Source organism: Phaeospirillum tilakii (assembly GCF_042683125.1).
GTDB lineage: Bacteria > Pseudomonadota > Alphaproteobacteria > Rhodospirillales > Magnetospirillaceae > Phaeospirillum > Phaeospirillum tilakii.
Window position 1 is genome coordinate 1 of the sequence record NZ_JBHUIY010000060.1, and the last position, 12,599, is coordinate 12,599.

The 12,599-nt window shown below is 67.4% G+C and carries 12 protein-coding genes and 3 pseudogenes; 4 read left to right on the forward strand and 11 right to left on the reverse strand.

Going from position 1 to position 12,599, the window contains the following annotated elements:
* Positions 1–1,294, reverse strand: a pseudogene (locus ACFSNB_RS17700) (5-methyltetrahydropteroyltriglutamate--homocysteine S-methyltransferase); the annotation flags it as partial.
* Positions 1,295–1,530: 236 nt separating this feature from the next.
* Here ACFSNB_RS17700 and ACFSNB_RS17705 point away from each other — a divergent pair.
* Complete coding sequence (locus ACFSNB_RS17705) at positions 1,531–2,439, forward strand: LysR family transcriptional regulator (protein ID WP_377319000.1); 909 nt, start codon at positions 1,531–1,533, stop codon at positions 2,437–2,439.
* 25 nt (positions 2,440–2,464) lie between these two features.
* Here the strand turns inward: ACFSNB_RS17705 and ACFSNB_RS17710 are convergent, their stop codons facing one another.
* The 4 genes from ACFSNB_RS17710 to ACFSNB_RS17725 all read right to left on the reverse strand — a co-directional run bounded on the left by ACFSNB_RS17710 (position 2,465) and on the right by ACFSNB_RS17725 (position 5,113).
* Positions 2,465–3,241, reverse strand: a complete 777-nt coding sequence (locus tag ACFSNB_RS17710) for an acyl-CoA thioesterase (RefSeq protein ID WP_377319002.1) — start codon at positions 3,239–3,241, stop codon at positions 2,465–2,467.
* A gap of 34 nt (positions 3,242–3,275) precedes the next feature.
* Positions 3,276–3,671, reverse strand: coding sequence for a dihydroneopterin aldolase (gene folB / locus ACFSNB_RS17715; protein WP_377319004.1), 396 nt, complete (start codon positions 3,669–3,671; stop codon positions 3,276–3,278).
* 125 nt (positions 3,672–3,796) lie between these two features.
* Positions 3,797–4,672, reverse strand: coding sequence for an isocitrate lyase/phosphoenolpyruvate mutase family protein (locus ACFSNB_RS17720; protein WP_377319006.1), 876 nt, complete (start codon positions 4,670–4,672; stop codon positions 3,797–3,799).
* A 54-nt stretch (positions 4,673–4,726) separates the two neighbouring features.
* Positions 4,727–5,113: an acyl-CoA thioesterase gene (locus ACFSNB_RS17725; protein ID WP_377319008.1), complete on the reverse strand. Its 387-nt coding sequence runs from the start codon at positions 5,111–5,113 to the stop codon at positions 4,727–4,729.
* A 153-nt stretch (positions 5,114–5,266) separates the two neighbouring features.
* Here ACFSNB_RS17725 and ACFSNB_RS17730 point away from each other — a divergent pair, with 153 nt between their 5' ends.
* Both ACFSNB_RS17730 and ACFSNB_RS17735 read left to right on the forward strand, forming a co-directional pair.
* Positions 5,267–6,682 carry a short-chain fatty acyl-CoA regulator family protein gene (locus tag ACFSNB_RS17730; RefSeq protein WP_377319010.1) on the forward strand — a complete coding sequence of 472 codons (1,416 nt, stop codon included), beginning with the start codon at positions 5,267–5,269 and terminating at the stop codon, positions 6,680–6,682.
* A 137-nt stretch (positions 6,683–6,819) separates the two neighbouring features.
* Positions 6,820–7,164: a hypothetical protein gene (locus tag ACFSNB_RS17735; protein ID WP_377319012.1), complete on the forward strand. Its 345-nt coding sequence runs from the start codon at positions 6,820–6,822 to the stop codon at positions 7,162–7,164.
* A 268-nt stretch (positions 7,165–7,432) separates the two neighbouring features.
* Here the strand turns inward: ACFSNB_RS17735 and ACFSNB_RS17740 are convergent, their stop codons facing one another.
* From ACFSNB_RS17740 to ACFSNB_RS17765, 6 genes and pseudogenes are all read right to left on the reverse strand, one after another.
* Positions 7,433–7,669, reverse strand: coding sequence for a thioredoxin family protein (locus ACFSNB_RS17740; RefSeq protein ID WP_377319014.1), 237 nt, complete (start codon positions 7,667–7,669; stop codon positions 7,433–7,435).
* Between the two features lie 15 nt (positions 7,670–7,684).
* Positions 7,685–8,650 carry a permease gene (locus tag ACFSNB_RS17745; protein WP_377319016.1) on the reverse strand — a complete coding sequence of 322 codons (966 nt, stop codon included), beginning with the start codon at positions 8,648–8,650 and terminating at the stop codon, positions 7,685–7,687.
* A gap of 4 nt (positions 8,651–8,654) precedes the next feature.
* Positions 8,655–9,677 carry an ACR3 family arsenite efflux transporter gene (gene arsB / locus ACFSNB_RS17750; RefSeq protein ID WP_377319018.1) on the reverse strand — a complete coding sequence of 341 codons (1,023 nt, stop codon included), beginning with the start codon at positions 9,675–9,677 and terminating at the stop codon, positions 8,655–8,657.
* A 4-nt stretch (positions 9,678–9,681) separates the two neighbouring features.
* Entirely contained in the window at positions 9,682–10,140 is a 459-nt protein-coding gene (locus ACFSNB_RS17755; protein ID WP_377319020.1) for an arsenate reductase ArsC, read from the reverse strand.
* A complete protein-coding gene (locus ACFSNB_RS17760; RefSeq protein ID WP_377319022.1) occupies positions 10,137–10,559 on the reverse strand; it encodes an ArsR/SmtB family transcription factor in 423 nt (140 codons plus the stop codon). The genes ACFSNB_RS17755 and ACFSNB_RS17760 overlap by 4 nt, the downstream gene beginning before the upstream one ends.
* Positions 10,560–10,717: 158 nt before the next feature.
* Positions 10,718–11,469: pseudogene (locus ACFSNB_RS17765) on the reverse strand (IS4 family transposase); the annotation flags it as partial.
* A gap of 66 nt (positions 11,470–11,535) precedes the next feature.
* Here ACFSNB_RS17765 and ACFSNB_RS17770 point away from each other — a divergent pair.
* Positions 11,536–12,398 (forward strand): annotated as a pseudogene (locus ACFSNB_RS17770) (IS3 family transposase); the annotation flags it as partial.
* Positions 12,399–12,599: the final 201 nt, after the last annotated feature.

Here is a 12,599-nt window from a genome sequence, read left to right on the forward strand (position 1 = left end):
GCGGCAGACCGAGCCGGGCCTGCTGCCGCACGGCCCGCGCCGGAAACGGACTGTGGCGCTGGCCGAGCGCCGGCGCGATCAACGCCACCGCCGCCCGCACCGCCGGATTGTGCACCCGGGGCGAGGCCCGACGGGCGGCGATGGCGGCGCGGTTGGCGGCGAGATCGCCCGCCACCGCCGCGCGCCCCTGCCGTAGCGCCGAGGCGATCACCCGCACCTCGTCGAGTTTCTGCACCGCGAAGGCCAGCCACGAGCGCAGTTCGGGATCGAGCGCCGTCTCGCTGGCCAGATCGACCGGCACATGCAGCAGCGAGCAGGACGGCGCCAGCCACAGCCGCTCGCCCAGCGTCCGCGCCACCGGCTCGAGCCAGTCCAACACCGCCGCGAGATCGGTCTTCCAGATGTTGCGGCCGTTGACGATGCCGAGCGACACCACCCGGTCGGCCGGGCTGGCGGCGATCAGCGCCGCCACCTCGTCGCGGGCGTTGACGGCGTCGAGGTGGATCCCCTGCACCGGCAGGGCGCAGGCCAGCGGCAGGTTCTCCTTCAGCGCGCCGAAATAGGTGGCGAGCAGCAGCTTAACCGTGCCGGTCGCCAGGGCGGCATAGGCCCGGACGAAGGCCTCGCGCCAGCCGGGGGCCAGTTCGGTCACCAGGATCGGCTCGTCGATCTGGACCCACGCCGCCCCGGCTTCGGCCAGCACCGTCAGCAGTTCGGCATAGACCGGCAGCAGGCGCGGCAGCAGGGCCAGTTTATCGGAGCCGTCCTTGGCCTTGCCGAGGGCGAGATAGGTCAGCGGACCGATGATCACCGGCTTGGCCGTCACCCCCAGCGCGCGGGCCTCGGCAATCTGCGCCAGCAGCCGGGAGGGATCGAGCCGGAATGCGGTCCCGGCATCGAATTCCGGTACGATGTAATGGTAATTGGTGTCGAACCACTTGGTCATTTCCCCGGCGGCGATTCCGGCGTCGTCCCCGCCGTCCGATCCCGGCGCCGAGCGCCCCCGCGCCACCCGGAAGTAAGTGTCGAGACCGTCACCGCCGCAGCCGCGCGCCCGCTCGGGCAGAGCGCCGAGGGTGAAGCTCATGTCGAGCATCTGGTCGTAGAAGGAAAAATCCCCGACCGGAACCAGATCGAGCCCGGACTGGAGCCGCCAGTGTTCGGCCCGCAAGGCGACACCGGTCGCAAGCAGCGCGTCGCGGGTGGACAGCCCCTGCCAATAGGCCTCCTGCGCCTGCTTCAGCTCGCGGTTGGCACCGATGCGGGGAAAACCAAGAGAGTGGGTGGTTACCATAGGTCTCGCCTTCCAAACAGGATCAAGGCGGAGGCTAGGGGGTTCCTTCCACGAAAAAAAATGGTATGAATTCATTTATCCATGAATTTGAGTCATGGACGGGGCTGCCGCCCCGGCCCCGCCCGGAGGCTGGCGCCTCCGGACCTCCCCCTTGTTTGAAAACAAAGGGGGGCCGGGGCATCGCCCCGGGCGGGGCCGGGGCGGCAGCCCCGTACACAGCGCAAGAGTTTCCCCCGATGGCCCTGCTCGAACGGATTCACCTGACCATCGTCCGCGAGGTCGATCGTCACGGCTCGCTGACGGCGGCGGCGGCGCGGCTCAACCTGACCCAGTCGGCGCTGAGCCACACCATCCGCAAGCTGGAGGATCAGTTGGGGGTCGAGATCTGGCGGCGGGAAGGCCGCCGCCTCCACCCGACCCAGGCGGGCGAATGGCTGCTGGCGGTCGCCAACCGTCTGCTGCCGCAGCTCGACCATGCCGAGGAACGGCTGCGCCAGTTCGCCGAGGGGGAACGGGGCAAGCTGCGGATCGGGATGGAATGCCATCCCTGTTATCAGTGGCTGCTGAAGATCGTCGCGCCCTACCTCGACATCTGGCCCAAGGTCGAGGTCGATGTCCGGCAGAAATTCCAGTTCGGCGGCATCGGCGCGCTGTTCGGCTACGAGATCGACCTGCTGGTGACGCCGGACCCGCTGTTCCGCCCCGGACTGAGCTTCGAGCCGGTGTTCGATTACGAGCAGGTGCTGGTGGTCGGCCCCAGCCACCCCCTGCGCGGCGCCGCGTTCGTCACGCCGGACCAGCTCGCCGAGGAAACCCTGATCACCTATCCGGTCGAGATCGACCGGCTCGACATCTACACCCAGTTCCTGATGCCGGCCGGCATCCGCCCCAGATTGCACCAGCCGATCGAAACCACCGACATCATGCTGCTGATGGTGGCGCACGGCCGGGGCGTCGCCGCCCTGCCCCGCTGGATGGTCGAGGAATACCGGGCCAAATTCGAGCTGTGCCCGGTGCGGCTGGGCCGGGACGGCATCGCCAAGCAGATCTTCCTCGGCCTGCGCGAGGCCGACCGCGACCTTGATTACCTGCGCGCCTTCGTTGCCCTGGCCCGCGCCCACCGCGACCGGACGGCGGCGGCCTGACCGGCCGGGAAAGCGGCGGAGCCGGTCAGACGGAAGGCCCCGCCCCCTCCCTCCGCGCCGGGCAGGGCCGGCCGCTGTCGTCATCGATGGCGACCATGGTGTAGCTGCCGCGCGCGGCGGGCCGGCGCTCCCCGGTCTGGAGGTTTTCGCCGGTCGCCACCACCTCGACCACCATCGAGGAGGTCCCCACCGCGCCGACGCGGGCGGTCACCTCCATGATCTCGCCGACATGGACCGGGGCGATGAAATCCATCCCGCGCGACGCCGCCATCACCACCGTTCTGCCGCAGAACCGGGTCGCGGCGACGAACGCCGCCTTGCCCATCACCGCCTGGGCATAGCCGCCGAACAGCACATGGCGATGGCTGCATTGATCGGGAAAGACCAGCTCGACCATCCGCAGCGGCGGGGGCGGCTCGGCCGCGTCGGCCGGCTGGGGGGCCGGCAGCGGCGGCACCCGCACCGCCGGGTCGGCGGCGACGAGGTGGAACCGGCCGCGACTGCACAGACGGCGCTGGCCGGTCCGCAGGCTTTCCGCTTCCAGATCGGTTTCCACCGTCAGCGAACGGCGCCCGGTCCGCACCACCCGGCCAGTCACCTCGACGATCTCGCCCAGATGGGCCGGCGCGGCGAAATCGATCTGATCGCACGAGGCGGTGACGAAATCGGTCAGGGCATGCCGTGCCGCAACGATATAGGCCAGCTTGTCCATGTAGGCCAAGGCCGCGCCGCCGAACAGGGTGCCGTGGTGATTGGTCTCGCCGGGAAAAACCAGATCGATCAGATGGGTTTCCAGGGCCATGCGCGAAGCTCCATTGCGAGGGGAAGAGGGGGGATCAGGCCGCGCGTTCGATCTCGACCCCGGCGCTGGCGGCACCGGCGACGGCGTTGGGCTTTTCCACCCGGACCCGGACCCGCCGAACCCGGGGATCCTCCAGGCTGATCCCGGCGATCCTTTCCGCCAGGGTTTCGACCAGATGAAGATGACCGGCCTCGACCAGGGCGCGGATCCGGCACGCCATCCGTTCGTAACAGACCACGTTGGCCGGATCGTCGCGCAGATCATCCACCGGGGCGCAGACGGCGAGATCGAGGCTGATCCGCACCGGCTGCCGACGCCGTTTTTCCTCGGCCAGCACACCGATGCAGGCCTCCAGCTCCAGATCGTGGATGAAGACATGGTGGAGCCGACGTTCCGCCACCGCCAGGGGAAACCAGTGAGAGAGAAACATGACATCCTTTCCGGAAGAAACAGGACCCCGGCCTCTCCGCCGCCGTGAGAGGACCGGGCGACGGAGAGACCGGCCCCAGACCCGTTTGGCCGAAACGGGCCGGGGAAACCGCGCGGCGAACGGCATCAGGCCTCGAATCGATGGTAATCCTGGCCGCCCAGCAGGTCGTGCAGACGGGCCCGCGAGTGCATCCGCGCGACGATGCTGGCCTGGCTGCCCTCGATCTGGAGCGTCTTCAGCCCGACCTCGGCCGAGGCCATCGCCAGCCGCAGCAGGGTGACCGGATAGATCACCATGTTGATGCCGAGATTTTGCAGGGTCCGGGCCGTCAGCAGTTTCGCCGGGCCGAATTCGCTCATGTTGGCCAGCAGCGGCGTATCGGGCAGGGCGCGGCGAAACGCCTCGAACTCGCGCTCGTCGGCCATCGCCTCGGCGAAGATCAGGTCGGCCCCGGCGTCGCGATAGGCCTTGGCCCGCGCGATCGCCGCGTCGAGTCCCTCGGTGACGCGGGCGTCGGTGCGGACGCACAGCACGAAATCGGGATCGCGCCGGGCGGTGGCGGCGGCCTTGATCCGCCGCGCCATTTCGACGGTGGCGATCACCCCGCCGCCGTCGGCATGGCCGTGGCGCCTGGACTCGACCCGATCCACGAGGTGACAGCCGGCGAGACCGAGGTCTTCCAGCATCCGCACGGTCCGGGCGAGGTTGATCGGCGCGCCGAACCCGGTATCGACGTCGATCAGGCTGGGCAGGTCGGTGGCGCGGGCGATCTGATGGCCCCGGCCGGCCACCTCGCTGAGGGTGGTCAGGCCGAAATCGGGCAGACCCAGGTCGGCCGACAGCACAGCGCCGGAGATGTAGATCCCGTCGAAATCCTGCTCCTCGATCAGCATCGCCGCCAGCGGCGAGAAGGCGCCGGGAAAACGCTGAAGCTTGCCGGAGGCAAGACCGGCGCGAAAGACGCGGCGCTTGTCGTTGGCGGTCAGGGTGGTGTGCAGCATCGGGAATTCCTCGCGGAAGGGGTCGCGCCGAGGCGGACGGCTCGGTCGATGGGGTCAGGCGGCGGGCGGAATCGACGCCAGCGGCACCGGACGGCCGGCGGCATCGACCGCGACCATCACGAAATGCCCGGTCACCGCCACCCGTCGTTCCGGGCCGGCCGGCGACTCGGCATGCATCTCGACCGCGACGCCGAGCGAGGTCCGGCCGGCGCGCTCGACCCGCGCCACCAGTTCGACCATCTGGCCGACCCGCACCGGGGCATGGAAATCGATCCGTTCCGATGCCGCCATCACCACCGGGTGACGGACGGCACGGCTGGCGGCGACAAAAGCCGCCTTGCCCATCAGGGCCAGGGCGGTGCCGCCGAACAGCGTGCCGTAATGATTGGCCTGCTCGGGAAAGATCATCTCCACGAACCGGCTTTCGTCCTCTGCCGTCACGGTTCCACTCCATCTGGGGGACGGGGCGCGGCCCCTTGTCGGCACCGCGTCGATTTGCAATCCTACGCATAGTTGACCGGCTGAAAACGCGCAAAGAAGCGCATAATTGCCAGCATCGGCGGCTGGATTTGCAAATTTTTGCGAAGGACACGAATGAGAAAAGCGTTCCTGGGCCCGCGCATCCAGCGCCTGCGCGAGGATCTCGGCCTCACCCAGGCGGAACTGGCCCGCCGGCTCGGCCTGTCGGCCAGCTACCTCAACCAGATCGAACACGACCAGCGGCCGCTGACGGCCACGGTGCTGGCGCGGATCAACACCACCCTCGGCGTCGAGGTGCAGCTGTTCACCGAGGAGGAACAGGCCCGGCTGGTGGCCGACCTGCGCGAGGCGCTGGGGGAGAATGGCGGCGAGGAGGCGATCCCGCTCGGCGATATCAAAAGCCTGGCCACCAACATGCCGCGCATCGGCCACGCCCTGGTGGCGTTGCATCGCCGCTCCCAGGCCGCGAAAGAACGGCTGGCGGCGCTGGCCACCCCGCCGGGCGCCCCGGGCGGCGCCCCGCCGACGCGGCGGCCGATGCCCTACGAGGCGGTACGCGACTTCTTCTACCACCGCCACAACCATGTCGCCGAACTCGACGAGGCGGCGGAACGGCTGGTGGCGCGGGAGGGGCTGGCGCCCGGGGCGATGGAAGCCGGACTGGAGCGGCTGCTGGGGGAACGCCACGGCGTCACCGTCACCTGGGCCGAAACGGACGGGGCAGACCTCAACCGCCGCTACGACGCCGACCACCGCGTGCTGCGCCTGTCACGGGTTCTGTCTTCCGGCCAGCGCGCGTTCCAACTGGCGACCCAACTGGCCTTCCTCGATCAGGCGCCCCTGATCGCCCGGCTGACCGACGACCCGCATCTGGCCGACAGCGATGCCCGCGCCCTGGCCCGGATCGGGCTGGCGAATTACTTCGCCGGTGCCGTGCTGCTGCCCTACATCCCGTTCCTCGCCGCCGCCGAAGCCCTCGCCTATGACATCGATCTGCTCGGCCTGCGTTTCGGGGTCGGGTTCGAGACGGTGTGCCACCGCCTGTCCACCCTGCAACGGGGCGGGGCGCGCGGGGTGCCGTTCTTCTTCGTCCGGGTCGATCGCGCCGGCAACATCTCGAAACGCCAGTCGGCCACCGATTTCCACTTCTCGCGGGTCGGCGGCACCTGTCCGCTGTGGAATGTCTACGAAGCCTTCGCCCATCCCGGCCGGATCGTCACCCAGATGGCGGCGATGCCCGACGGCCGCACCTATCTGTGGATCGCCCGCACCGTCGATCACAGCCGCGGCGGCTTCGGCACCCCGGGGAAAACCTTCGCCATCGGCCTCGGCTGCGACCTGCGCCACGCCGGCAGGCTGGTCTATGCGCGCGGGCTCGATCTGGTCCATCCCGAGGCGGCAATGCCGATCGGCGCCGGCTGCAAGGTGTGCGACCGCCCCTCCTGCCCCCAGCGCGCGTTTCCTCCGCTCGGCCGGGCGGTGCGAATCGACGAGCACCACAGCGCGTTCGATCCCTATCCCGCCCGCTAATACCAAGCCGCGGTGAGTTCCCCTCACCGCAGCTTGGTATAACGTCTTCGCTTCACCCTCGGGAGGTTCGTATCGTATGGTGCGGAGGAGCGGTCCAAACGGACGGACCTCTCTTTCCCGGCCGCCGATGGTGCAGAATGAAACTGAGCGACTTCTCATTTCATGAGGCGGACGTCGTCGATTTACGCCAGGATGGCAACCGCGTAATCCTTGTACTTGATGGCGTCAAATCTGCGAAAAATGATTACTATATGCATTTGAATTTCTGCGACGTGATGCGCTTGCACATCGACTCTTTCCCCATGCAAAAAATTGGCATGTTTTATGAGAGCGGAGAAGTTCTCCGCCTGTCGCAAAGGCGCGAAGGTGAATTCGAGTTTTTTATGGAGTGGACGGATTTTGCCAAGCACACACAGACGACAAAATACTATGAAATAAAATGTTCTTCGTTGCAGATGGACTTCCACCAGAAAACAACATAATCCCGCAGACGATCTGCGGTGGCGTCGGGGAATAGGAAGACGCGGGTGAACCGTCAGTTTTCCCGGATGAACCACCAGATGCTTTCGATGAGGGGCTGTTCGGGGTAAACGGACTCGGGATAATCCTGGACCCGGATCCGCTCCGCCTCGAAGACCAGCGCCCCACAGCCCGAGCCGAACCGGCGCAATGCATTGTTGGCGCGGGGGCGGGTCGCAACCAGTTCGGCCCCGTCACCGAGACGATCGGCCTGGGGGGGGGAGCCCCCCGTTACACCGTCAGCCACGCCTCGACCGCCTCCGGCCGGGGCAGGCCGCCAGCATGGACCAGCTTTCCATCGACGACGACACCCGGCGTGCTCATCACCCCATGGCCGAGGATGGCAGCCATGTCGGTGACCTTCTCGATCTCGACCGCCACGCCGAGCGCCCGGGCCTTGTCCTCGATCAGCCTCGCGGTGTTGACGCAGGTCTTGCAGCCCGAGCCGAGAACCTTGATCGACTTCATCTCAACACTCCTTGCTTATACGAACAGGGCGTTCAACAGCAGGCCGACCAGGGTGAAGGCGATGGCCAGGAACCCGGCGAAGAACACCAGCATCGGCGGCTTCAGCACCTTGCGCAGGATGATGAATTCCGGCAGCGACAGGCCGACCACGCTCATCATGAAGGCGATCACCGTGCCGATCGGCACGCCCTTGGCGATCAGCGCCTCGGCCACCGGGATGATCCCGGTGGCGTTGGAATAAAGCGGCAGCCCGAACAGCACCGCCAGCGGCACCGCGACCGGATTGTCGGGACCGGCATGGCGGGCCAACAGATCCGCCGGAACATAGCCGTGCAGCCCGGCGCCGAGGGCGATGCCGATCACCACATACAGCCAGATCCGCCCGACGATCGCGCCGACCTCGCCCCAGGCCTGGCGCACCCGCCCGCTTGGCGAGAGATCGGCCTCGATCCGCGCCGGCGCCCCCATCCGGATCTGCCAGACATACGCCTCGACATGACGCTCCAGGCGCAGGCGGTCGATCAGGATCCCGCCGATCAGCCCCACCCCCAGCCCGGCGGCGACATAGACCAGCGCCATCTTCCAGCCCATGATCGAGGCGAGGATCACCACCGCGACCTCGTTGACCAGCGGCGAGGTGATCAGGAAGGCCATGGTCACCCCGAGCGGAATCCCCGCTTCGAGAAAGCCGATGAACAGCGGCACCGACGAGCAGGAGCAGAACGGCGTCACCGCCCCCAGCGTCACCGCCAGCAGATAGGCCGCCCCGCGCGACCGCCCCTCGATGTATCCCCGTACTGTCTCGGGCGACAGCAGGGTGCGGAACAACCCCATCACGAAGACGATCAGCACCAGCAGCACGAAGATCTTGGCACTGTCCTCGACGAAGAAATGGACCGCCTCGGCCAGCCGGCCGCCCGGTTCAAGCCCGAGCAGGCGGTAAGCCCCCCAATCCGCCAAGCGGGTGAACGGCTCGAACATCGCGTCAGACCCTGGCCTCGTACCAGCCCTTGCTGGCATTGACGATCCGGACCACCGACAGCATCACCGGCACCTCGATCAGCACCCCGACCACGGTGGCCAGCGCCGCCCCGGATTCGAAGCCGAACAGCGAGATCGCGGCGGCGACCGCCAGTTCGAAGAAGTTGCTGGCCCCGATCAGCGCCGACGGACCGGCGACGCAGTGAGCCACTCCCAGACGGCGGTTGAGCCAGTAGGCCAGCCCGGCATTGCAATAGACCTGGATCGTGATCGGCACCGCCAGCAGCAGGATCACCAGCGGCTGGGCGATGATCTGCTCGCCCTGGAAGCCGAACAGCAGCACCAGCGTCGCCAGCAGCGCCGCCAGCGACAGCGGCCCGAGCCGGGCCAGCGTCGCGTCGAGCGCCCGCGTCCCCCGCGCCAGCAGCGCCCGCCGCCAGAGCTGCGCCACGATCACCGGCACCACGATGTAAAGCCCGACCGAGATCACCAGGGTGTCCCACGGCACGCTGATCGCCGACAGGCCGAGCAGCAGCCCGACCAGCGGGGCGAAGGCGACCACCATGATCAGGTCGTTCAGCGCCACCTGGCTGAGGGTGAAATGCGGCTCGCCCCGGCACAGAATCGACCAGACGAACACCATCGCGGTGCAGGGCGCGGCCGCCAGCAGGATCAGCCCGGCGACATAGGACTCGATCTGGTCCGGCGGCAGCCAGGGCCGGAACAGATGGCTGATGAAAACCCAGCCCAACAGTGCCATCGAGAATGGCTTGACCGCCCAATTGATCGCCAGGGTCACGCCGATGCCGCGCCAGTGCGCCCGCACCTGCCCCAGCGCGCCGAAATCGATCTTCAGCAGCATCGGAATGATCATCAGCCAGATCAGCCCGGCGACCGGCAGATTGACCCGGGCGACCTCCCAACCGCCGATGGCGTGGAAGGAGGCGGGGACAAAATGCCCCAGCCCCACCCCGGCCGCGATGCACAAGGCGACCCACAGCGTCAGATAACGTTCGAACCGGTTCATGGTCTCAGATCTCCGCCGCCCGCTCCGGGCCGAGGGCGATCAGGCGACGCACCTTCGCTTCGATCTGGCGATAGACCGCGCGGAACATGGCCAGCCGTTCGGGCTCGCTGCCGATCGCTGCCGCCGGATCGGGAAAGCCGAGATGGATCTTCGACGGATGGCCCGGCCAGATCGGGCAGACCTCGCCGGCGGCGTTGTCGCAGACGGTGACCACCAGATCCATGACGGGAGCGTCTGGCTTCGCGAACTCGTCCCATGATTTCGAACGCAAGCCTTCGACCGAATGGCCCTGTTCCGCCAGCACCGCCAGCGTCAGCGGATTGACCGCGCCGGCGGGATGGCTGCCGGCGCTGAACGCCCGCCATTTCCCCTCCCCCAGGGCATTGATCAGAACCTCGGCCAACACCGAGCGGGCGCTGTTGCCGGTACACAGAACCAGGACATTGGTGATCTTGTCGGTCATCGCGTTTCCCCTCGACAGGCGGAGGTCACCGGAGCTTGAGCCACCGAACCGAGCGCGGCGCGCCCCAGGTCACATACGGCCGCAAGCGGGGCCGCGTTGACCTGGGCCAACACGCGACCATCCTCGACCACGGTCGGATCGTCGCGCAGAGACGCCCCCACCAGCCCGAGGAAGGCCGGCGCATACGGATTGAGATCGCGCTCGGCCAGCCGGTAATAGACCCACTTGCCGTCGCGCCGCTGCTGGAGCAACCCGGCGGTCTTCAGCGCCGCCAGATGTTTGGACACGGTGGCGGGGGCCAGATCCAACACGGTGGTGATCTGGCAGACGCACAATTCGCCGCCTTCCAGCAGCTTCAGGATGCGGATGCGGGTGGGATCGGCCACGGCGCGGGCGACGGTCTCGAAGGTCTCAAGCATGGACGGGACGCTAGCATCATTTTCTCATTTTGGAAAACGATACATTCGTGATCGTGCGCAGGCAACAGCGGAAGCGCGGCCGCGGAGAGGGGACGGGGCCAAGCGCGGGCGGCGGGAGGAGTCCCGCCGCACATACGCTTTACCTGTGCCGGGACGGAACGGGTTCTTGCGGCTCTTGGCCTGGCGTTGCGGCAGCAGCCCGATGCGGTCGGAGAGAATGTTGGCGGCGCCTTCGGGCACCTCGAGTTCGGCGGTCACCGCCAGCGGAGTGTTGGACTTGAAGCGCGTGACGATGCGGCATCCGGCATGCATCCATCCTGGCCCACCAGCCGTAATCGTAATAGCCGAGGTCGAAAACGTAGGTGGCCCCCGCCTCGATGGGCATAGCCTGGGCGGCGGTGATGTCGTTGACTTTGGCCGAGGTCACCGCAGCGTAGACCGGCCGGTCGGCGTCCGCATCGTAGACGACGTGGACCTTGGCGCCGCACGCCTTGGCCGAAAACTGCGCCCAGTCGGCCCCCAGACCGCTCAGACGAAGACCGGTCGAATCGATCAGATAGGTTGCTTCGCCAACCGCCCGGCGCAAGCCTCGCTGGGCCTGGGCCACCATCGTGGCGAACAGGCCGCTGAACACCGCGCTGGGACGCAGGGCGTTGGCATCGGCCAGCGTCGAGCGCGACACCGTGCGCCCGCCCACATGGTAGAGCCGCATCGCATGGCTCTCCAAGCCGCCCACGATCTCCCGAAGGCTCGCTGCCCCGGAAAGCTGGCCATACAGCAAGGCCAGGAACTGGCTCTTGGTCGGCAACCGACGAACCCGGTGATCCGCCTTGTGCGCACGGGTCAGGCGCTCAAACTCGCCCCAAGGAACCCGCTTCACCAACTCGCGGAAAGAGCCGGCCAGGGAAATTCGGACAGGGCGATAAGTGGATTTCCCGCCTGAAAGCGGCGACGATGCCGCGCAGGAGGAAGGACCATGACGAAACGTGCGCGCCGGACCCATTCACCGGCTTTCAAGGCGAAGGTGGCCCTGGCGGCCATCAAGGGCGACAAGACGCTGGCCGAGCTGGCTCAGCAGTATGACGTGCACCCCAATCAGATCACGACCTGGCGTGGGCAGTTGCTGGAGGGAGCGGCCGGGGTGTTCGGCGCGACACCGGGGGAGGCGTCGGGCGAAGCACCGGTGGACCTGAAGGTGCTGCACGCCAAGATCGGCCAGTTGACGCTGGAGAACGATTTTTTATCCGGCGCGCTCAGCAAGGCCGGCCTGCTGAGCGCAAAGAAATGATCGACCGGAAGCACGATCTGCCGCTGGCGCGGCAAGCCAAGGTACTGAAACTGGCCCGCAGCAGCCTCTACTACCGGCCGCGTCCGGTGTCGGCGGCGGATTTGGCGATCATGCGGCGCCTCGACGAACTGCACCTGAACTATCCGTTCGCCGGCAGCCGGATGCTGCGTGATTTCCTGCGGGCCGAGGGCGTGGAGATCGGGCGCGGCCGGGTGATCAGGCTGATGCGCCGCATGGGCATCGAGGCGCTGTACCGCCGGCCGAACACCTCGAAGCCGGCGCCGGGGCACCAAGTTTTCCCGTACCTGCTGCGGGAGATGAGGATCGAACGGCCAAATCAGGTATGGGCGATGGACATCACCTACATTCCCATGGCCCGGGGCTTCGTCACCCTCGCCACCGCGGTCGAGTGGTACAGCCGCCGGGTGCTGTCCTGGCGGCTGTCGATCACGATGACGACGGATTTCTGCATCGAGGCGGTCGAGGAGGCCCTGGCGAAGCACGGCAAGCCGGAGATCTTCAACACCGATCAGGGCAGCCAGTTTGCTGCTCCGCGCTGCCCTTCGGGTCACCTCGGGCGACTTCGTCGGCCTCATGGTCGCCAACCGCATCGAGATCAGCATGGTCCTCCGGTCTACAGTTTCTCGAGACACCCGATAAGCGGTAGAGAACCGCTTGGAGGTGGAGCATGGACGAGAACGAAAAGAGCGGCCCGGGGCCTTCGGAAGGAGCCCGGAGGGCGAGTGGAGACG

Coding starts and splice junctions, on each gene's coding strand:
- ACFSNB_RS17705 (WP_377319000.1), top strand. CDS start 1,531: ATGGCCCTGCTCGAACGGATTCACCTGACCATCGTCCGCGAGGTCGAT.
- ACFSNB_RS17710 (WP_377319002.1), bottom strand. CDS start 3,241: ATGGCCCTGGAAACCCATCTGATCGATCTGGTTTTTCCCGGCGAGACC.
- folB (WP_377319004.1), bottom strand. CDS start 3,671: ATGTTTCTCTCTCACTGGTTTCCCCTGGCGGTGGCGGAACGTCGGCTC.
- ACFSNB_RS17720 (WP_377319006.1), bottom strand. CDS start 4,672: ATGCTGCACACCACCCTGACCGCCAACGACAAGCGCCGCGTCTTTCGC.
- ACFSNB_RS17730 (WP_377319010.1), top strand. CDS start 5,267: ATGAGAAAAGCGTTCCTGGGCCCGCGCATCCAGCGCCTGCGCGAGGAT.
- ACFSNB_RS17735 (WP_377319012.1), top strand. CDS start 6,820: ATGAAACTGAGCGACTTCTCATTTCATGAGGCGGACGTCGTCGATTTA.
- ACFSNB_RS17740 (WP_377319014.1), bottom strand. CDS start 7,669: ATGAAGTCGATCAAGGTTCTCGGCTCGGGCTGCAAGACCTGCGTCAAC.
- ACFSNB_RS17745 (WP_377319016.1), bottom strand. CDS start 8,650: ATGTTCGAGCCGTTCACCCGCTTGGCGGATTGGGGGGCTTACCGCCTG.
- arsB (WP_377319018.1), bottom strand. CDS start 9,677: ATGAACCGGTTCGAACGTTATCTGACGCTGTGGGTCGCCTTGTGCATC.
- ACFSNB_RS17755 (WP_377319020.1), bottom strand. CDS start 10,140: ATGACCGACAAGATCACCAATGTCCTGGTTCTGTGTACCGGCAACAGC.
- ACFSNB_RS17760 (WP_377319022.1), bottom strand. CDS start 10,559: ATGCTTGAGACCTTCGAGACCGTCGCCCGCGCCGTGGCCGATCCCACC.